The following is a 22,083-nucleotide window of genomic DNA, read 5'->3' as shown; positions in this document are numbered from 1 at the left end:
TGCTCCTTACTAATTAATAAAGCTATAAAAGAATAAGACAATGTATGTAATACATGTTAATAACATACACGTAGATAAAGTTATTACGACACCTTGTTTTTGTATAGTATTTGCGATGATACCTGGTATTACAACACCAATACCGGACATTTCTACCATCTCAAATGGCGTTAATGGATAAATTAAATCAAATATAAATTTTAAAACCATTCCAGTTAATATCATTGCAGCAAATTTCCTACGCCCATAAAGAATAACAAAGCGGCTAATACCATGGTTCACAATAAAATATGTAATGCAACTAATGATTAGTACAGATAGCAGCATGATTGGTTGATCGAAAATCAGCGCTAGATATCCTGGAACAACTAATCCAGCAGGACTAATGCCGAATTTTTCGGCAAATATGAGGCTTAAAACAATCCCCACGAATAATGAAAAATATAACTCTGAACCTATCATATTAATGTATCCCTTCTATATATTGTGCGATTTCTTTTCCTGGTCCATGAATATTACCAACACAGAATATCAAAGCATTATGTGATTCTGCATAAAGCGCACGTTCAACTTCACTTATATTTTTACCTTCAAAATTCAAATATTTTTTATCGGGTAATTCTCTCATCACTTCCGATACCATTTGGGTACTTTTTCCAGTACAAATTAATGTATCGAACGGTACATCTTTTATGAAATTTTCTACAAATTGTCGGGTTCTATCTACCCTATCTGAGCGACAATTTAAAATTATAACAATTCTTTGATATGGGTAATTATATGATTCTACTTTATTTAAAATTGCTTTAGTAGATTGTGGCTCATTTGCTGCAAAGGCATTCACATAGACATTCGTTGTATTGTTTGCATTAAAGTATTTAACTTCAACAGCACCTACATCTGGTGGTGCGTTTAACATACCTCTTAAGGCAGTGTCTCTGTCGATGCCTAATGCTTCAGCAACTCCCATTGCAATTGCTACATTATCCGGAAAGACAATATATCCAAATTCTCGTAAATATGATTCTGGTACTTCTTCTTTATCGACTACAATTAATTTTGTTTTACGCCGTTTAGCTACTTTAGCAAAAAATTTAGTATAGTCGTCCTTCATTACCACGAGATGTCCTTTATATGGAATCGTTGCTGTAAATGCTTGAGCAACTTCGTCTAAAGTTGGTCCTAACACATCCATATGGTCTTCCATCACATTAACAATGACACCAATGTTCGCTTTCACTAAATCTTTTTGGAATGTAATTTGATAGTCTGGATTAACTGCCATACACTCATTGACTAATGCGTTAGCTCTTTGTTTCACAACTTTTCTGACGATATCTCGTTGTTCGCCGATATTTGCACCCTGAGGTTTCCTATATACTGGATATTCTCTTGGTGTAAACCAGTACATCATACGTGCATCTGTACCAGTTGTTTTACCAATCACGCGGTATTTATCTTCCCGCAAAATACTGTAAATCAAGCGTGTAATCGTTGATTTACCTCTAATACCATTTATATTAATACGTATAGGAATCTTTTCTAATCTGTCAGAATGTCTTCGTTTCTCGACAATTCCTAACCATAGAATAACGCCTACACAAATTATGATTAGTAGCAAACTCTGTCCCTCTTTTCATCAGCGTATTTATTAATTACATGCTAAAATCATTAATTTAGCAAAAAAACATTACAAAAATGATCTTAAATTTATAATCTAATCATTATACCTTTCAATAATGACATGCTACCACGTAGTTGTTGATTTTATATAAAGTCTATAAATTAACTGTTAATTGAATGTAAATACACATTTACATTTAATGTAAAATTATATTAAAGATTATATTAAATACTTTCATATCAACGATAATGCTTTTTCTTCAGTTAAAAATTTTAAGCAAAAAATAATATAAAAATTTTTCATCAATTACTAATTAAAGTTAAAAATACGAAATATAATATTTACTTGAAATTTACACATTATTAAAATTCGAATGTTATCTTAAGGGTGAAAGGAATTAAAGATATTCTAGGAGGATGGACATGAGCAAACCTGTAAAGTTAACTTTTTCACTCTATCTCATTATTGTTGCGCTTATAACTTGTGGTTATTTAATCATGATTTTAGTAGGCAGTTTCCAAGGCAATGATATGCGTGGTGCAGTACTTGATACAGATAATACGAGACATATTGAAAATGTAGATGAGACTAACAACACCACAAAATCTTCCGAACCATCTACTTCATCTACACAAGAAAATCGTTCTACCCCTAAACATTTGCAATCTAAACACATAGGTCAACCAACAATCAACCAATATAAAACGATAAAAACATGGTCTTTAGATAATGACGCATCTAAAAACCATGTTTAATTTTTGTAACTTATTTTTGACAATTTGTTCAAATTCTCATTATTATGCCTTTTTACGAAGGGGTTTAATTTCAAACAGTCTGAATTTTCAGATATAATTATGGTGTTAGTTTTCTTATTATATCTGAAATGGGGTTTTTATTATGAGTAAGTTTACTGATCAAGAGAAAATTCAAATCTTAGAAGACTTGATTAGCATTAAATCCGTTAATAACAATGAAATCGAAGTTTGTGAATATCTGCAAAAGTTATTAGCAGAACATGACATAAATTCCGACATCATTAAAATTAACGACAGTCGTGCAAACTTAGTGGCTGAAATCGGTAAAGATGGCCCAATATTGGGCATTTCTGGTCATATGGATGTTGTTTCTGCTGGTGATGAAAGTAAATGGACATATGATCCATTCAAACTTACTGAAGTTGATGGCAAACTGTATGGTCGTGGTTCAGCTGATATGAAATCAGGTTTAGCAGCATTAGTCATCAGTATGATAGATATTCATGATCAAAACTTATTACAACATGGGAAAATTCGTTTATTGGCAACTGCTGGTGAAGAAATTGTAGGTGAAGGTGCAAAAACTTTTCAAGATAAAGGATACATGAATGATGTCGATGCACTTGTGATTGCTGAGCCTTCTCAAGATCGAATTATCTATGCACACAAAGGCTCTATGGACATTCGTGTCACTTCCCGTGGTAAAGCTTCACATAGTTCTATGCCACAGCTAGGTTTCAATGCAATTTCACCATTAGTAAAATTTGTTTATAAAGCTGATGAAGGCTTTGAAAAATTCACTAAAAGCAATGATTTGTTAGGCAATGCAATTATGAATGCCACAATTTTCAACGGTGGTAACCAGGTAAATTCAATTCCAGAACATGCTGAATCTGAATTTAATATTCGTACAATCCCTGAGCATGATAACGAACAATTCATCTCATATTTCAATGAAATCTTAAAGCAAGTCGAAACTGAACAAACGGATATTGATATTGACACATACATGTCTAGACCACCTGTTTATACTACAGGAGAAAATAAATTGACTGAACTTGCTGTTGAAATGGGAGAAAAATATTTAAATACTACATTACCAACTGAAGCTTCACCTGGTGTTACCGACGCGTCTGATTTACTGGTAGACAAAGATGAAAACTTTTCATTTATTATGTATGGTCCCGGTGCTGTTAACCAAGCACACCAAGTAGATGAGCATGTGGAAAAAGATGTATATCTAACATTTGTTGATTTATTTACAGATTTCTTCTCTACTTATTTAAATAACTCAAAATAAGCATGATTATAAATCGGCCATCATTACGCTTTTGATATAATCTTATAAAAACATAATAGAATTTGGTACATAAATCCTAGAAAAAAACACGCAGATGAATTGATTTAAATCAATTCATCTGCGTGCTTTTTTGTTACTCAATACTTCGTATTATTGGCTCGCTCTTTTATGGGGACAGCTTCAGCCTGTCGTCTTCAACTTATCCTGTTCCCTCAAGCATCTCGCTAAAATACAACGCATCCATATGTAATTTTACATTAAAACACTTAAAAACAAGTCACTTTGATAATTTAATAAACACTAACTATACTAAATTATCAAGGTAACTTATGTATAATGGTTATAACATGGCTCAACATACACTACCAATGGAAGCTTCAGTACTTATTCCTACAAATAATATATCAAAGACATGTGAATGAAATTGTTGAAAAACCTCTAAATATATATTCAATGAATTCAAACCTCATCGTGGTATTTTATCATATCAACCCAAAATGTTTACCGTGTTAATATGTGATTATGTTAGTCTATAATCTTTTTTAACTTTTTGATAAATTGTGCTCTTTCAGGAATTGGGAAAATAGGATGAATATGAAATAGTTGGTATCCTGGGATAAAGTTATGGTGAATACCTTGAGCATTTAACATTCGCGATAGCTTAACAGCATCTGGATAAAGTGTTTCTTTGGTACCTATTGAAATAGTCATTCTTCCTAATCCATTGAATGTTCCATATATTGGCGATACTCTCCAATCCGTTAATGACAGTTTGTCAGCCCATAAGCTAATTAAATATTTGCTTCCTGCAACACCTAACATAGGATCAATTTTTTCATAGCTATGAATTTCTGGATGACTAAATGTACCATCCAGCACAGGTGAAATCATCACAATATCACTTGGCTGTGGTAAGTCCAACGTTCTCAAATATTGTGCGAAAGATAATGCTATTTGACCTCCAGCCGAATCGCCCATAATAACAATACGCTCAGAACTCATCTTTTGATCTAATTCATATCTATAAATTTCTTCTAGTAATTCGAAAGTTTCCTTATAAGTTGCGTGTGGAATTTTTGGATATATTGGCATGATTACTTTTGCGTCAAATGCTGTTGCCAACATATCTATATATTCGAAATGATATGGCAGCGGATCTTGGAACCATGCACCACCATGAATGTATATCACTACTTTTTGTTGATGATCTTCTCTATCATTCACAACATAATTGGTTATATCGTGCAATTTTTTAGTATAAACGGCATTGTCAAAGTTATAATCCGTGCCTGCATACTCGCCTTGCGTTTGTGCTTTTACAGACGCAAGCGCCTTTTGTGCGTTTATTTTCTTTTCAAATGGCTGTTTCATCTTTGTCGCTCTAATCATTATTTCATACAAAAAGCTTTGATAACTACGTTTTTCTATAAGCTTGGCAAATAAGTATGAAGCTATCACGCTAACACTTGCAAAGGTTAATATTTTTTTTAGCATCTTATACTACCTCCAATAAACGATTGATTTATGACTAGAAGATTAAGCTCAATTATTAGATAGGTCACTCAAAATATTAATATGTATTGATAACTTATATTAAGTTAACGTTCGAGTATAGCTGAATCTATTGAAAATGATTGATTTATCATCATTGACATATATAGTTCATCATAAAAATGATGATCCATATAAATAGATTCATGTTTAATACCTTCAATTTTAAAGCCTAATTTTTCATAAAATTTAACTGCCGGAGTATTGGTTGTAATGACCGTTAATTCAAGTCTTCTTAACCCTTTCCGCTCTGCCCACTTTATTGTTTCTTGAAACATCTTTGTAGCTAATCCTTGATGATGTTGTTCATTTAACACGCCTGTCACGATGTAACCGATATGTTTAATTTTAGCTAACCTACTAATATGTACAGATAAATATCCTAAGATATCATTTTCATCTGTTTTAACACCAATATAAAAATTATGTTTAATATCATCAACCAGGCTATCTTTATTAAAACTTCTTTCATCAGGTAAATAAAGCATGTATTGTGTCTCTTGATCAATCTTTTTCATGCAAGTATACAGCGCTTCAGCTTCATTCGGACATATTCTTTCTATGCGCATAAATACTCCTCCTCAATTCAATAGATTAATCTTATCATACATTATTTTTATTATATATGATACTTGTGTTTTAATTTACCTCTTTTTTATTTTAGGCAATTTATTTTTAAATATAATCCTTTTAAATTGAAACATCCTATTATTAGTATTACTTTTATGTTAATACACTAACAACAGGATGTCTAAGCACTTATAATATACAATTTTTATCTATTTCACTTTCACTTATGATTTTAAACTTTCATGCATCATGGATAATTGGTGTTCTAACTGTTGCATATCAATAAATCTCCCTTGGCGATGCATTTCTTTACCGTTGAGAAAGATTAAATCAACTGGTACCGTAAATATTGATAATTCACCAGCAATTGCTTCTACATTACTTTGATTAATCACGCCTAACGGTATGTCTGGAAATTCGCCCATCAAGTCTTCAATTTGTGGCAATACCGCGTGACAAACACTACAATTTTCTCTCATTACGTGAACGACTACGAGCGGATATTTGTTAATAAATGAATGATATTCATCCATAGAAGTTAATGTTTGCGTCATTTAGAACACCCTCCTTAATTATAAAGTGTTTAATATTATGCACTATATACAGTCTTTTTAGCAATTTATTTGCTTTAGACTACAAAAAGTTATCATAATCCTCAATCTCAATTTATTATAAATTATTATCGAAATGTGGCAGCAATTGTTGAATACGTGTTCTTGTTTCTTCTGTATAACCTTGTAAACCACCCGTATGAATAAACAAAATTGCTTGTTGATCATCATATTTTCCTGCTTGAATTTCTTTAACCATACCTCTAAAAGCTTTCCCTGTATAAGTTGGGTCTAATACAATACCTTCTAGTTGTGCAATGTCAATATAAAATGCTAATTCTTCATCTGTTGCTTGCGCATAACCTAATCCAATATAACAGTCGTTAATGGTGATTGTATCGAATGTGTCTATGCTTTCATCTAAATGATTAATGATTGTTTGCACTTTATTTTTAAAGGTCGCTGCACTTTCATTGACTGCATAGCCAATTATCTTAGTATCAATTTTATTACTGTGCTTACCAAACCATAAACCAGCATATGTGCCACCTGAACCTACGGCGACATTAATAGAGTCAAAATGACAACCTAATTCGGCTTCTTGTCTTAAAATTTCTTCAAAGGCATTGATATAACCATGCGTGCCTATCCAATCTGATGCACCCGTTGGTATCATAAAAGGTGTTTTATTTTTGCCTTCTAGTGTATGTCTCAATTGAGTCATCGCTATTTCTCTAGACTGATTGTCGTCGATCACATGTATATGTGCGCCAAACATAGCGTCTAAAAATAAATTACCTTCAAAAGCTTTCATGGTGCCTTTTAGTACGAGATGACATTCAATTTGATACTTTGCACATAGTGCTGCTGTTGCTCTAGCATGATTAGATGTGATTGCACCGGTTGTAATAATCGTATCATATCCATGATCAATTACATATTGTATCGTATACTCTAACTTTCTTACTTTATTCCCTGATATTTCTGTGCCAGTATAATCATCTCTTTTAATATAAATTTCTTTGCCTAAACGTTGACTTAAGTGCTCTAACTTATGAATAGGTGTGGGTAAGTTGGCGACATCTAATTTTTTGCTTAACATTAGTTTTGACCTCCTGTGTCAATATTTCTTACACGTCTGGAATAAATACGCTTGCCTCGCTATCTTTAGGATAGTAATAACCATTTGGTATTGTTTGTAATTCAATCAAACTTCCCCATGGTGTTTTCACATATACAGTACGATTACCATCTGTATCTTCATATTTTGTATTACTATGAGGTTCAGAGATAGGTCGTCCCCCAGCTTGTTTAATTTTATTAAGCGATGTTTCAAAGTCATCCACGTAAAACGAAATATGTGTATAACCAATATCTTGTAAATTTACGGCGCTTTTTTGGTTGGCTTGTACAAATTCAAACATCTCTATATTAGGACCATCATTAAACACCATCATTCTTTTTTTTACAATTTCAGCGCCATTCTCCAATCCTAATACATGTTCAACAAATTGACCTCCTCTAGGTTCATCCATTTTAGTTTGGCTATCATAAGCAATACGACCACCTAAACCTTCCTTGAAGAAAGCTGTTGCTATTTCAATATCAGGTACAGTTAAACCAATATGATTAATGCCTCTAGCCATCAAGTCCGTAACCCCCTTTTTATCATCTTTTTGTCAGCGTATTGCCAAAGTAAATATGGGTCATTTCAATCATTTAACAATTGCTTGAGTATTGGATACACCAGATACAATTAAGCATGCTTGATATAGACAATCAATCTTACGTTGAATTATTTTCTGCCAAATCATAATGATCTCTTAATAAAATATAGCGATTCATATCTTGAAAATTTTCACCATCATTCATGTCTTGAACGTCAGTAGCGACAAAATGAAAACCTGCATTTTCAGCAACTTTATTGCTAGCAATATTTCGCACATCAGCAATAATCGTGAGTTTATTCAGTCCTAAAATTTTAAATGCATAGCCACATATAAATGCAACACTTTCTGTCACAATTCGTTTACCTGTATAGCCTTTCGCCAGCCAGTAACCTATTTCTGCTTTGCTGTTTTTTAAATCTATTTTATGTAAATCTATTGTGCCAATCAATTTATCTTCGTAATAGATTAGAAATAATTGACCTTTACTTTCAGCTTGATGTTGTATCATCATTTTTAAATATGATTTTTCTGCATCTACAGTGAGATCCTCTGTAATAAAATCTAAAAATCGAGATAAATGCGCGAAATTTTCTTGAATGGTTTCAAATAATGCCTCGGCCATTTTAAGATCTGGCGGTCTCAATGTAATTTTTGGCAGTATTTCTATAAATGGTCTATATTGCATTGCCTCACCTTCTTTACTAGTGTCTTATCTCATATCTTATTTGTAATTTCTGAATATTTCAACATTTTAATAATTAATAATATAAAAATAGGCGTATATCCAATATTCAATTCATACTTTAATATCAGATACTACGCCTAACAACATAAATTTCAACTTAATTGTATAACTTAATCCATATTGATTAATAACCTATCATCAGGGCTATTGACATACCAATGCAACATATAATGACCCACACTAAAATTAATTTCCAAGCAAATTTTAGCCACTGTGTATAGGATATCTTTCCAACAGCTAAAGCACCCATTAAAATTGCAGAAGTTGGAAATAAGACGTTACTGATTGAATCACCATATTGGAATGCAAGTACAGTAATTTGTCTATTGATATGTAACAAGTCGGAAATTGGCACCATGAGTGGCATAGTAGTTAATGCTTGTCCAGAACCTGATGGTATAAAGAAATTTAAAAAGAATTGTAAGATAAACATCGCGATAATTACTGCCGACGAAGGGACATCTGTAAGCAAAGTAGTCATACCATGGACGATGGTATCTATTACCTGCCCATCTTCTAAAATAACAATAATACCTTTAGCAAAACCAACAATCATTGCGCCAAATAAAATATCTTTCATACCTTCTATCATAGCTTCAAAAGTCCCATTGATGCCCAATCCACCAATGACACCTGCAAGTAAACCTGCTAATAAGAAATTAGCACTCATTTCGTTAAAGGACCAACCATAATTAAAAATACCAAACACATTTAATATAATCGCTGCAACAATGAGTAATAAACCTACTTTTTGTCGCTTTGTAAAGCGTGGTGTATCCATCGTTGCCGTTGACTGTCCTTCAGCTTGTTCCAGTTCGTAAACAATACTTTTCGACATATCTTGTTTCACTTTACGTGCATATATCATTACTGTTGTTATAGCTGCCAATAAAATAAAAATATAAATAATCGAACGCAGTCCCCATCCTGAAAATAGTGGCAACTCCGCTACAGATTGCGCGACACCAACAGTAAATGGATTTAACATACCACCAATAAAACCACTTGCTGCTCCAAGTATAACCATTGCAGCTCCTGTCAACGCATCATATCCTAATGTTCTCGCTATAATAATCCCAATAGGAACAAAGATAATTGTTTCTTCTGCTAATCCAATTGAAAATCCTAATATAGAAAATATCGTCATAGTCAAAGGAATCATCAATACTTTATAAGAACCTAGTGTGCTCATAGCTTTATTCACACCATTTTCAAAGGCTCCTGTTTTATGAACAATACCGAATGCGCCACCTACTAAGAAAATGTAAAATACAATTTCTCCTCCACTCAATAACCCTTCCGGAATCGCCCGAAATATATCAAAAAACGAAACGCCATGTTGTGATACTTCTTGATATGAACCTGATATAACCAATGTTTGTCCGTCTTTTTTTTCACGTGCATATTCCCCTGCTGGTATTAAATATGTGAGGAGACTTGCTACAACAATGATAAATAACAACAATGCATATGTATGCGGCGTTTTAAATGTCATCCTTTTGAAAATTGATTTGAACATTTTAAATATCCCCCATTAAATTGTTTTTAATTGAAAAATACTGTGACTTAAAACTGACCTGATAAATCAATTTAATAAATAACTATTATAATAATACACTTTATAGATATTATGCTGAATTTTCAATCTATTTTTAAATATCTTAAATTAAATCATCAAATCATCTTTTTGAAAAAGTTTTAAAAAGTGTATTATTAATCTCTTGATAATTAAAATATTGTGATTTTGTCCGTGCATGCTTGCCTGGGAATATGATTCGAGCCTGTAGTCTCTCACTCATATCTTTTCCCTAGGCGTCAGCACGCTACAAAATCACTTTGTATTTATTAAAATCCGGCCGCAACTTGATACAAAACTTTACAAAGCAAAAAACGCCAATTCCTATCATATTTCAATAGGAATTGGCGTTTAATCTTAGTCTGAGAAATTAAAGTCTCTGAATCTTTTATTTATAATGATTTAGAAGAAACGTTTGACAGCTGTTGACATTGGTGGAATTTCATCTAAATCTAATTTTTTATCTTCTGTAATAGATCTGTATGCCCATTTACCATAGTTAATAGCTTCATCTTTTACAATTTTACCAGGTAATGGTGCAGCATTTGGATCAACATAAACATTGACAATTGTTGGTCTATCTTGAGCCATTGCTTCTTCTACGACTTCATCAATTCTATTTGGATCTTTAAGTGTATAACCAACACCACCACAACTTTCAGCAAATTGCGCTAAGTCTATGTCAGTGAAGTTAATTGCATATTCTAACTCTCCAGCAGCTTGTTGTTCATATTTAATAAATGATAATTCTTGGTTGTTTAAAACAAATATAGTCATTGGTAAATCATATTGAACTGCTGTTGCAAAGTCTTGCATTACCATTTCAAATGCACCGTCGCCTGCTATACCAACTACTTGACGATTAGGATAAGCACGTTTTGCTGCCAATGCACCTGGTAGCGCACAGCCCATCGTACCTAACCAACTAGAAACGATAAACTTATTATTCACTGTTAGATCTAAATAACGTGTTGACCAAACAGTAGATGTACCGACATCGATTGAGAAAATCGCGTCATCTGTTTTTACTTGGTTGATTGCATCCATTAGACGTTCTGGACGAATTGGTGAACTTTCATCTGCTTTATCTTTATCCATCCAAGAATCCCAAGTCGCTTTTCTTTCTAATGTTTTATTTAAGAAGTCACGATTTTTCACATGTTTAGCACTATCTGTTAATTGTTGCAATGCTAATTTGCTATCACCAATAATACCAGCATTTACGTCAAAACGATGACCAATATTTTCTGGATTTGTATCGATTTGAATTGCTTTGATATTTTTCTTAGGTAAATAGTCAACATAAGGATAGTTTGTACCTACCATTATTAGTAAATCAGCATCTTGAATCGTTTGATAAGATACTTTAGTACCAATTTTACCTAAGTTACCTAAATTATATGGGTGTGCATCAGCTAAGATACCTTTTGCTGGTAAAGTAATGATTGAAGGAATTTTAACCGCTTCAATAAATTCTTTCACTTCATCTTTAGCATGTTTAGCACCAGTACCAATAATCATAACTGGACGTTTACTTTTGTTGATCAACTTAGTAGCTTTTTTGATGCTACGTGGTTTTGGTGCAATACGTGCTGGTGGCGCAGTGTCCACTGGTGTATTTGTTGTATCTTTCACTTTGTTTGTCAATAGGTTATTTGGCAGAATTAAAACTGCAACACCTTTTTTCTCATAAGCTGTACGAATAGCTTCATTAACAATACCAAATATATCTTTATCATTTTCAGAGATTTGACGATTATAGACTGCCACATCGTCTACCATTTTACTGATATCTGTTTCTTGGAATGCTTTTGTTCCTAGTGCTGTACTATCTGTTTGTCCTGCTAAAATAAGTTGAGGCACATTGTCCATTTTGGCATCATACATACCATTAAGTAAATGAACGACACCTGGTCCACCGATACTTAATGCAACACCAATTTTACCAGTTAATTTTGTATGACTGGCAGCTGCTAAACTTGCTACTTCTTCATGACGCACATGAACAAATTCAATATTATCTCTTTCAGTTCTTAAACTATCTACTACTGCATCTATAGAATCTCCTGGAATACCATATAAATGATCTATTTCCCATGCTTGTAATGCTTTTACTAATGCTTCATTTGCTTTAATTTTTGCCATTGTAAAAATTGCTCCTTCCAAATTTTAACGATTTATTTATTATCCCTTAAAATAGTTAATACTGTGCTTTAACACTATTGCTTAATATAAAAAGATTATGAGTATCGGGAGAACGATTGAACTTAATAATGCAGTCAAAATCATTCCAATTGAACTAAACGCGCCTGCTTCTAAATCAATATCAAGTGCTTGAGCTGTACCAAAAGCATGTGATGCATTACCAAAAGTTAGGCCTTTTGCAATAGAAGTTTTAAATCTTCCGAACTTAATCAAATATGCACCTAAAATGCTCCCGATTAAACCAGTTGCAACGATAAATAACACTGCTATGGCATCAACACCACCCATTTGGTGAGATACCTGAATACCTACTGCAGCTGTAATTGATCTTGGCAACATCGTAACAATAACTTCTTTTGAATAACCAAACATTTTTAATATGACATAAACAAATGCAAAGTTCAAAATTACTGCTGTAATTACACTGCTAAATATAATTTTACCATTAGCTAATATTTTATGACGATTTTGATATAGTGGATATGCTAATGTTACAACTGTACAATTTAATAGTTGGTGTATCCACTTACCACCGACCATGTACTGTTGATAATCTAAGTTAAATAATAATAATACAACGATAATTCCAATCGATGATATAAGGGCAGGGTTTAAAAATGGGCTTCGGTATTGAAATTGTAATTTTTTTGCTCCAACGTACATACAAACTGTCAATAGTATCATTAACAATGCTTTTAGAAGTACCATCTAATCTTGACCATTCCCGTATTGTTCAGCTTTAACCATTTTTTCAGCAATAAAGCCTGAAATTAAAGCAACACAACATGTGCCTAGAACAATCATGATAAAGAATAAAACAAAATTAATATTAATCATACTAGCGACATCCATAATACCTACGACAGATGGAACAAAGAAAAATACCATGGTAGCTAAGAAAAATTTAGAGCCTTCTTCTACCCATTTTGTCGGAATAATTTTAAATTGCAGTAATAAGAAAAATAAAATTAATCCAACAATACTGCCTGCAATCGGAATATCAAAAATCATTTGAATTTTATTACCAATAAAAGTAATACCCATAATAATTAATGCTTGAAACATAATTTTGACAATCTTTAGCGCTACCTGCAATACTCATCACCCTTTTTAATACTTTTGAACTGCTGACTTTTAACTACTTTTTTGATTACATGACTAAGTATAACGCGCCATTAAATATAATAAAAATATTGTTTTTTCATAATACCTATTACTATTTTCTATGAAAGCGATTTTACATATTCCAAATAGCTATAACCTATTAATTTGATCGACTATTTTTCGATGTATCTTTTCAAATGACTTTTTAAGTATCGGTTTTTACAGCTAAAAAATAGCGGGAATAGGTTTGAAAACAAAACATTCTTTTGATTCCCAAACTACTCCCACAAATATACGGATTATTTAACATCATGATTAACATTTACACGATTATTAACGCATTATTGAGCTAATCATTCTATTCAAATGTTGCTCATACCCTTAGATAAGTACGTAGCGCCTATCTACTTCTTTTATAAACGTTGCTTCATAAAATCTATCCACTGTCTGGTTGCATAACTTAAATATTTATCTCGTTTCCATATCACACCTAATTCCCAACTCATGCCTGGATCTTCAAGTGTTATATTTTTAAAGTCACTGTCTAATAAACCTACGATATTTTCCGGTAAAATACTGACACCTAGATGAGCATTTAACAGATTTTCAATAAAGTTCCATTGTGAAATCTTAGATATTGTATTAGGTATATAACCGGCATTCTTTGCTGCTTCAATAATTTTATCATTCAAGTAAAAATCTTCATTAAAAAGGATAAAGTCTTCGTCTTTTAACATGCTCATTTTCACTTGTTGATATTGCGCAAGACGATGTTCTTTATTCAAAACTAATTTCAACTCTTCTTGATATAACGGCAACGAATGGAAAATAGACTGGTCTACTGGTAAAGTTGTAATACCGATGTCAATTTCATCATTAATTAATTGATGTTCAATCATTTTGCCACCATTTTCCACTAAATTATAAGTTACATTAGGATATTGTTGATGGAATTCACCTAAAATATGTATAAATTTATTCATATTCATGACTGCAGACAAACCAATACTAATATGACCTGTTTCCAAACCTAGTAGACTATTAATTTCTTTAGGTAGATCTTTGTATAAAGATAGGATTTCTTTACTTTTATGATAAAAAACTGAGCCAGCATCTGTTAGTACAAGTTGGCGTTTACTTCGATCAAACAGTGGCATATCCAATTCTTTTTCAATGTCTTTGATCGCTTTACTTATTGTTGGTTGGGCGATATATAATGATTTAGATGCATTTGTCATACCATGTTGATTTACGACTTCCACAAAATACTTCATATGTTTAATATCCATATATATGCTCCTCTATATTAAACTTCAATTTGTATATCCTAGTATACGGTTAAATAACTTTTTTTCAATCTTTTAAATCAATTCATCATTTGGAACATTAGCATGATTAGTACGTTGACAAGCCAAAGTAACTTGAGTGATCAAATTTTTGTGCTAAATTTCACTATAAAAGGAGAAAACAAGTAAGTTTCACTTGTTTTCTCCTCTGTTTAGATTAAATGGTTAATTTTTATAAAATTCAAAAAATTAAGCTAAGTTTGTATTATCTGTATGCGCCTTATCTGAATCTTTTAATTTAATTATTTTAAACCCAATGTAGCCAAAAATGACTGAAATTATAGGAACAGTGTAATTCACAATAGCAAATGGTGCATATTCCATTACCGATACGCCTAGCGTTGATGCAATAAATACGCCACACGTGTTCCAAGGAACGAATACTGACGTCAACGTTCCACCATCTTCTAATGCCCTAGATAAGTTTTTAGGATGTAAACCCTTGTCTTTAAAAGCACTCGCATACATTCTAGAAGGTACAATGATAGATATGTATTGTTCTGAACATGTAAAATTAGTACCAATACAAGAAACAATGACTGATGCAATCAATGAACCAGTTGTTCTCGCTACTTTTAAAATCACTGAAATCAATGCAGATAACATGCCTGAGTATTCCAGCACACCACCAAAAGTCATCGCTACTAAGGTCAATGAAATCGTATAAAACATTGATTCTAATCCGCCTCGATTAAATAATTCATCTACAAGTTTATTACCTGATTCAATCGTATATCCTGTTTGCAAAGCTGTCAGCGCTTCTGTTATTGTTCCACCTTGCACAAAAATTTGAGCAAAAAAACCAAATATAATACCGACGCAAATGGCTGGTATCGCTGGGACTTTGAACGTGACCAATACAATAACTACTAAAGGTACTAACAGCAACCATGGTGAAATTACAAAATTATCTTGCATAGTGCTAAGAATTGCATCGATGCGTTTCGTATCAAAATTTTTATTGCCATACTGCATACCAATAAAGAAAAATGCAATTAATGCAATAATTACTGCCGGAATAGTTGTATAGAACATATGCTTAATATGTTCAAATAATTCAACGCCAGATAAGCCTGAAGCAAGATTTGTTGTATCCGATAATGGGCTCATCTTATCCCCAAAATAAGCACCACAAATGACTGCACCAGCAACCATACCAGGAGAAATCCCCATACTAACTCCAATCCCCATTGAAGCTACACCAACAGTCGCCATTGTAGACCAACTACTTCCAATCGCTAACGCTACAACACCACATAATATAACTACAACTGCTAAAAAATACCGCGGATCTATTAATTGTAGTCCATAATATATCATCGTTGCTACAACACCACTACCAATCCATGAACCAATAACTAAACCTACAAGTATAATAATAACAATCGCTGGCAACGCATGCCGTATACCCTTGTACATCATTTCTTCTACTTCACTAAATTCATAACCATGTAGCATTGTCACAATAATCGCTACCGCAGTACCTATCATTAATGGTATATGAGGTTCTTTTTCTAATACCGCCACAGTTATTAACATAGTAATAATCATAATTGACAATGTAACAACTGCCGACGTAACTCCTAACGGCTTCTTTAAATCCTGTTTTTCATCATTATCCTTATCTTTTGACTTTAAAATAGCAAACACCTACCTTTGTTAATTTATATCATACTTAAAAATGTATGCGCTTTCAATAGTGTATTTATAAATTTTTAATGAATTTTATCTCAATTAATTTATTGTTATACTTAAAATTAACAAAGCACCTCGCCTTACGATCGTGTTTATAAACTTCAATTAACAATTTAATGCTATGATTTCTACATAATTAATATATAAAAACTACTAACAAAGGTAGTGTATACTGAAAAAGCCTGGGACGACGTTGATTCGTCCCAGACTTTCATATTGTCAGTCATTAAGTTAGTAGGAGTTAAACATGTACTTTAGCTCAGTTAATCACTTTATGCTTTGTTTAATGCCTGTTGTTCTTGTCGCGATGAGACGACGAAACCTTTTTAAGAAATCGAGATTCCTGTCCCACTCAATGACTTAAAACGCTTTTTTATCTTACTTTAATGAAACTGGTAGCTATGATGACCTTTTGCAAATCCCTTTGCTGTATAAATCCAAGAACCGCCACCTTGTTCAATATCATTGGCACAAATCACTAATTGATCCGTACCTGGAATAAATGCAGGATGTGTTGAACGAAGCATATGCCCTTGATCGCGTCCTGGTATTAAAATTTGTCCAATAGGATAACCTTTTTTATTAAACACTAACACTCTGCCTTGTCCGTACATTGCAACATATAAATTATCATCACTGTCTATACAACATGAATCTGGCCCTTCATGGCCAGTAAAATGATAAGGTATAGAAGCGCCAAATGGTGCAATGGTCACGCCATCTTCTAGTAAATCAATGCGATGTAATCGATTCGCATTTGTTTCAGTTACCCATAGTGTTTTTTCGTCAGTACTTAAAGCTATGCCATTAGCAACTGCTAAATTTTGAATCACAGGCGTTATGGATTTATAATCTGGCGCAACATAATATACACCGCCTTTAGGATTTGTAGAGTATCCTCTAAAATCAGTGAAATAAAATCCACCTTTACTATCAAACACTAAATCGTCCACACAGTATTCTGTATCAATGTCTGACACAATCGTTTCTTCTGCTTTTCCTTCAGCATTAACCGCAAACACGCCACCCGAACGTTCGAAATCACCCAAATAACAAATAAATAGTCTTCCATCTTTATGGATTTTAACAGCTGCAGGATTTTCTTTATGTGATTTAAAAAGCTGAGTGACTTTTTTGTCTGGTAAAGTCACGTGAAAGATAGTTCCACCAAATACTTCACAAAGTGTTAAATCTCCATTTCTATTAAAGCATAACCCTTCTAATTGTAATCCTTCATCTGAAATTTCCAGCCACGGTTCTGCAGTAATTGTTTGTAGGCTTTGTTCCGATGCTAAAAGTGGCACCACAGAATGATTCGTGTGATCATATGATAATGCCGGTATATTATTGCCCATCATATTCCCTCATTTCTTTTAATCTTTTCATTTATATTATATTGAACTCAAATCCCAAAATAAAATATTTATAGTTTAATTCACAATGATTGATTGTACAAAAAGACGGAGTAATGAAAACAATGTATCATCACTCCGCCTTTCATATAAAATGTTTTAAAGACACGATTACACCTATTATAAAAACATCATTTAATTACTAATGTGCTTCTCTCATTTGATTGAGAATTTGTTCTGCCATAGCCGCATTTGCGCTCGGCTTTTCTTTTAACAATTCAGCGACTTTCGTAATTTCGTCACCTTGAGCACCTACGACAATTGCTAATGATTTATATTGTAAACTCATATGACCTTTTTGAATACCTTCTGAAACAAGTGCACGACATGCAGCGAAGTTCTGAGCTAAACCAACTGCAGCTACAACATGACCAAGTTCTTGTGCCGAGTCAACTTTCATTAAATCTAAGGCAGCACGTGCAATAGGTAATACACGTGTCCCTCCACCAACTGTTGCCAATGTCATTGGAACCTCAATCGTACCAACTAATTTTTGACGTGATGCATCATATTGCCAAGTAGCTATGCCTCGATACTGTCCATCTTTACTCGCATAAGCATGAGCACTGGCTTCAGCGCCGCGTGTATCATTACCTGTAGCTAAGACAACTGCGTGAATACCATTCATAACACCTTTGTTATGTGTTGCTGCACGATGAATATCTACTTGCGCTAACACAGATGCCCTTTCCATTCTATGTGCTACTTTGGCCCCGTCACGTCCATCTTTCGATAGTGATTGGACATCTATCTCGCCTTGTACTTTAACCACAGAAGCAGTGGCATGGTTAGAAAGAATACTCATCAATATATCTACATCTTCAATTTCTGTTTTTAAATATGCAGAAATCCCCTCTAATATTGTATTTAACATGTTAGCGCCCATTGCATCTTTCGTATCTACAAATACTTTGAGTGATACGAACTGTGCTTCAGGAAAAGTATCTATTTCAACTCGACGATAACCGCCACCTCTTTTAATAATACTGGGATAAGACTCATCTGCAATTTGCTTAATTTTTGGTTCAAGATTTTTAATATTTTGAGATAAGCGTTGGGTATCCTTTACGTTATCAAAAACAATTTGTCCAATCATTAACCGCTCACTAGCGATGACATGAAAACCTCCTGTTTCATTAACTAATTTTGCACCATAGCTTGCAGCTGCAACAACAGAAGGTTCTTCAACCATCATTGGAACAACATATGATTTGTCATCTACAATAATTTCAGGTAGTAATCCGACAGGTAATGCACCTTGACCGATCACATTTTCAATTAAACTGTTAGCTATTTCTTCTGGAATTAAAGGATGTGTTAATAACATATCCTGATTTTCTTTATTCAACCAACCATATTCGACTAGACAGTTTAACTTTTCTTCACGTGATAAATGACGAAAATCTTTGCCTAATGGTAACATCATGCATCCCCCTTTTCTACATATAATGCAATACCTAAACCGCCACCAATACATGCAGTTGCAATACCATTTTGTTTATTTTCTTGCGATAAGATATTCACTAAAGTTGTCACCAACCGCGTTCCACTCGCACCTATAGGATGACCTATAGCAATAGCACCACCGTATAAGTTAAGCTTATCAGGATGTATCCCCAAATTATTTTTAACCGGTATACTTTGAGCAGCAAATGCTTCTGTCATTTCTACAACTTCAATATCATTTATATCTTTCTTAGCTTTTGCTAATAATTCCGTCACTGCATGGTACGGTGCGTACCCCATATAGGCAGGATCACAGCCAATTTCCGCGTGTTCACCTAATGTTGCAATAATTTCAAATCCTTCTTGTTTTGCATAATCTACATCCATCAAAATAATTGTTGATGCGCCATCGTTGATACTTGAAGCATTCCCTCCTGTGACAGTACCATCTTCTTTAAATATTGTTTTTAATGTGCTTAATTTTTCAACACTGCTATTTCCACGAATACCTTCATCTGCTGTCATTAATTGGCCTTCACTATCTGTTAAGGGAACAATTTCATTATCAAATTTACCTGAGCTGGAAGCTTGTGCCGCTTTATGTTGCGAGTCATTCGCAAATTCATCTTGTTGTGCTCGTGTAACATTATATTTTTCTGCTATTTTCTCTGCAGTAATGCCCATTGGTACATTTAGAAATGCATCAGTTAAACCGTCATGCATAAAACTTTCTACTGGCGCTGCATCTTCATTAAGTAATATTTGGGGAGCATTGGTCATACTTTCAATGCCGCCTACTGCTACTACTTTTGCTTCACCTAATTGAATTTGTTGTTTGCCTAATATAATCGATTTCAATCCTGAACCACAGACTTCATTAATAGTCATCGCAGGTGTAGTATTAGGTACACCTGCGTTGATACTAACTTGTCGCGCAGGATTTTGACCATTTCCAGCTTGAAGTACATTGCCATAAATGACCTGCTCTATCATTTCAGGTTTGAGATTAATTGCTGACATTGCAGCTTCTAACGATTTTGTACCTAATTCTACTGCAGTATAATTACTTAATTTTCCTCTGAATTTTCCTATAGGTGTCCGCTTGGCACTTACGATTGCTATTTTTTTCATTATTATTCTCCTTCTGAACATGTGGTAAATCATTGTATTTTATACATGTGATTTGATATGATACAATTGCTTATTTATTAAAGAAAGGTGTCGATACACTTTATGACAGTTGGTATTGATCAAATCAATTTTTATGTTCCAAATTTTTATGTAGACATGGCTAAACTTGCCGAATCTCGTCAAGTTGACCCAAATAAATTTCTTATTGGTATTGGGCAAAATGAAATGGCAGTCAGCCCAATGAGTCAAGATATTGTATCTATGGGTGCCAATGCTGCCAAAGAAATCATCTCTGAAGATGATAAAAAACAAATTAGCATGGTTATTGTTGCAACTGAATCTGCTATAGATTCTGCTAAAGCATCTGCAGTTCAAATACATAATCTTTTAGGTATTCAACCATTCGCACGTTGTATTGAAATGAAAGAAGCTTGCTACGCTGCCACGCCTGCAATTCAATTAGCGAAAGATTATATAGCTAGCCGTCCCAATGAAAAAGTTTTAGTTATTGCTAGTGACACTGCGCGCTACGGCCTAGAATCTGGCGGTGAGCCAACGCAAGGTGCAGGTGCAGTTGCTATGATGATAACACAAAACCCACGTATTCTTGAACTAAATGATGACGCAGTTGCATTTACAGAAGATGTATACGATTTTTGGCGTCCAAGTGGACAACCGTATCCACTTGTGGATGGTGCATTATCAAAAGATGCCTATATCCACTCATTTCAAGAAAGTTGGAATGAATATGCACGTAGATATAATACTACACTAGATACATTTAAATCATTATGTTTCCACGTGCCATTTACTAAAATGGGTAAAAAAGCACTTGATTCTATCTTAACTGAAGATATCAACACAGAAACTAAAGAACGATTAACTTCTGGATATGACGCGGCAACTTATTACAACCGTTATGTAGGTAATATTTATACTGGGTCATTGTACTTAAGCTTGATTTCATTATTAGAAACACATACCGAATTAAACGCTGGTGATACAATTGGTCTATTCAGCTATGGTTCAGGCTCTGTTGGTGAATTCTTTAGCGGTAAATTAATGGAAGGTTATCAAGATGCGCTTGATATAGAAAAACATAAAAATCTATTAAATCATCGTACAGAAATCTCTGTTGACACATATGAAACATTTTTCAAACGTTTCGACAACCTTGAATTTGACCATGATGTTGAACTAGCAAATGAAACAAAAGATATTTTCTATCTCGAAAGTATCAATGATCATATTCGTAATTATAATACATTAAATTAAGTTTCAATTCACTTAATCTTATCTCACTTTATTCAGAATGATTAATGACATAAAAATGTCTATATCTGAATAACTTTATCTAACATCAAAGATTATTTATAAACCCGTAAATGAATTTTTAATATTC

The 22,083-nt window shown here is 33.3% G+C and carries 20 protein-coding genes and 1 pseudogene; 4 read left to right on the top strand and 17 right to left on the bottom strand.

The window, feature by feature from the left end:
* Positions 1 to 9: 9 nt before the first annotated feature.
* Positions 10 to 462 (bottom strand): poly-gamma-glutamate biosynthesis protein PgsC, encoded by a 453-nt coding sequence (gene pgsC, locus KA814_RS01035; RefSeq protein ID WP_046206761.1) that lies wholly within the window; start codon positions 460 to 462, stop codon positions 10 to 12.
* Between the two features lies 1 nt (position 463).
* Positions 464 to 1,621: a poly-gamma-glutamate synthase PgsB gene (gene pgsB / locus KA814_RS01030; protein WP_046206760.1), complete on the bottom strand. Its 1,158-nt coding sequence runs from the start codon at positions 1,619 to 1,621 to the stop codon at positions 464 to 466.
* A gap of 425 nt (positions 1,622 to 2,046) precedes the next feature.
* On the opposite strand from pgsB, the gene KA814_RS01025 reads away from it, so the two are divergent.
* The 3 genes and pseudogenes from KA814_RS01025 to KA814_RS13815 all read left to right on the top strand — a co-directional run.
* Entirely contained in the window at positions 2,047 to 2,379 is a 333-nt protein-coding gene (locus tag KA814_RS01025) for a hypothetical protein (RefSeq protein WP_081254270.1), read from the top strand.
* Positions 2,380 to 2,521: 142 nt separating this feature from the next.
* Complete coding sequence (locus KA814_RS01020; protein ID WP_064209257.1) at positions 2,522 to 3,679, top strand: ArgE/DapE family deacylase; 1,158 nt, start codon at positions 2,522 to 2,524, stop codon at positions 3,677 to 3,679.
* A gap of 329 nt (positions 3,680 to 4,008) precedes the next feature.
* Positions 4,009 to 4,194: pseudogene (locus KA814_RS13815) on the top strand (IS5/IS1182 family transposase); the annotation flags it as partial.
* Between the two features lie 10 nt (positions 4,195 to 4,204).
* Here the strand turns inward: KA814_RS13815 and KA814_RS01015 are convergent.
* The 15 genes from KA814_RS01015 to KA814_RS00945 form a co-directional block, all read right to left on the bottom strand.
* Positions 4,205 to 5,173, bottom strand: coding sequence for an alpha/beta hydrolase fold domain-containing protein (locus KA814_RS01015; protein WP_064209256.1), 969 nt, complete (start codon positions 5,171 to 5,173; stop codon positions 4,205 to 4,207).
* Positions 5,174 to 5,277: 104 nt separating this feature from the next.
* Positions 5,278 to 5,799, bottom strand: a complete 522-nt coding sequence (locus tag KA814_RS01010; protein ID WP_046206756.1) for a GNAT family N-acetyltransferase — start codon at positions 5,797 to 5,799, stop codon at positions 5,278 to 5,280.
* 225 nt (positions 5,800 to 6,024) lie between these two features.
* Positions 6,025 to 6,354, bottom strand: a complete 330-nt coding sequence (locus tag KA814_RS01005; RefSeq protein WP_064209255.1) for a thioredoxin family protein — start codon at positions 6,352 to 6,354, stop codon at positions 6,025 to 6,027.
* Positions 6,355 to 6,469: 115 nt separating this feature from the next.
* The gene (locus tag KA814_RS01000) at positions 6,470 to 7,453 is read right to left on the bottom strand and encodes a D-cysteine desulfhydrase family protein (RefSeq protein WP_064209254.1); all 984 of its coding nucleotides are present in this window, start codon (positions 7,451 to 7,453) and stop codon (positions 6,470 to 6,472) included.
* 28 nt (positions 7,454 to 7,481) lie between these two features.
* Complete coding sequence (locus KA814_RS00995) at positions 7,482 to 7,997, bottom strand: VOC family protein (protein WP_046206753.1); 516 nt, start codon at positions 7,995 to 7,997, stop codon at positions 7,482 to 7,484.
* Between the two features lie 139 nt (positions 7,998 to 8,136).
* The gene (locus KA814_RS00990; RefSeq protein WP_064209253.1) at positions 8,137 to 8,706 is read right to left on the bottom strand and encodes a GNAT family N-acetyltransferase; all 570 of its coding nucleotides are present in this window, start codon (positions 8,704 to 8,706) and stop codon (positions 8,137 to 8,139) included.
* Between the two features lie 184 nt (positions 8,707 to 8,890).
* On the bottom strand, positions 8,891 to 10,285 hold the full coding sequence (locus tag KA814_RS00985; protein WP_064209252.1) for a YfcC family protein: 1,395 nt from the start codon (positions 10,283 to 10,285) through the stop codon (positions 8,891 to 8,893).
* Between the two features lie 459 nt (positions 10,286 to 10,744).
* Positions 10,745 to 12,487 carry a pyruvate oxidase gene (locus KA814_RS00980; RefSeq protein ID WP_046206750.1) on the bottom strand — a complete coding sequence of 581 codons (1,743 nt, stop codon included), beginning with the start codon at positions 12,485 to 12,487 and terminating at the stop codon, positions 10,745 to 10,747.
* 81 nt (positions 12,488 to 12,568) lie between these two features.
* On the bottom strand, positions 12,569 to 13,255 hold the full coding sequence (locus KA814_RS00975; RefSeq protein WP_046206749.1) for an LrgB family protein: 687 nt from the start codon (positions 13,253 to 13,255) through the stop codon (positions 12,569 to 12,571).
* A complete protein-coding gene (locus KA814_RS00970; protein WP_046206748.1) occupies positions 13,256 to 13,642 on the bottom strand; it encodes a CidA/LrgA family protein in 387 nt (128 codons plus the stop codon).
* A gap of 422 nt (positions 13,643 to 14,064) precedes the next feature.
* Positions 14,065 to 14,940, bottom strand: a complete 876-nt coding sequence (gene cidR, locus KA814_RS00965) for a cidABC operon transcriptional activator CidR (protein ID WP_046206747.1) — start codon at positions 14,938 to 14,940, stop codon at positions 14,065 to 14,067.
* 246 nt (positions 14,941 to 15,186) lie between these two features.
* Positions 15,187 to 16,647, bottom strand: a complete 1,461-nt coding sequence (nhaC, locus tag KA814_RS00960) for a Na+/H+ antiporter NhaC (RefSeq protein WP_081254269.1) — start codon at positions 16,645 to 16,647, stop codon at positions 15,187 to 15,189.
* Positions 16,648 to 17,075: 428 nt separating this feature from the next.
* Positions 17,076 to 18,050, bottom strand: a complete 975-nt coding sequence (locus KA814_RS00955) for an SMP-30/gluconolactonase/LRE family protein (RefSeq protein ID WP_046206746.1) — start codon at positions 18,048 to 18,050, stop codon at positions 17,076 to 17,078.
* Between the two features lie 196 nt (positions 18,051 to 18,246).
* Complete coding sequence (locus KA814_RS00950) at positions 18,247 to 19,527, bottom strand: hydroxymethylglutaryl-CoA reductase, degradative (RefSeq protein WP_046206745.1); 1,281 nt, start codon at positions 19,525 to 19,527, stop codon at positions 18,247 to 18,249.
* The gene (locus KA814_RS00945; RefSeq protein ID WP_064209250.1) at positions 19,527 to 20,681 is read right to left on the bottom strand and encodes a thiolase family protein; all 1,155 of its coding nucleotides are present in this window, start codon (positions 20,679 to 20,681) and stop codon (positions 19,527 to 19,529) included. Before KA814_RS00945 ends, KA814_RS00950 begins: the two co-directional genes overlap by 1 nt.
* Positions 20,682 to 20,783: 102 nt before the next feature.
* Between KA814_RS00945 and KA814_RS00940 the strand changes: the two genes are divergently transcribed.
* On the top strand, positions 20,784 to 21,956 hold the full coding sequence (locus tag KA814_RS00940) for a hydroxymethylglutaryl-CoA synthase (RefSeq protein ID WP_210122644.1): 1,173 nt from the start codon (positions 20,784 to 20,786) through the stop codon (positions 21,954 to 21,956).
* The last annotated feature ends 127 nt before the right edge of the window (positions 21,957 to 22,083 follow it).

Origin of the sequence: Staphylococcus sp. GDY8P196P, from assembly GCF_017891705.1 — a bacterium.
GTDB lineage: Bacteria > Bacillota > Bacilli > Staphylococcales > Staphylococcaceae > Staphylococcus > Staphylococcus ureilyticus.
This window is presented reverse-complemented; position numbering and strand designations above follow the sequence as displayed.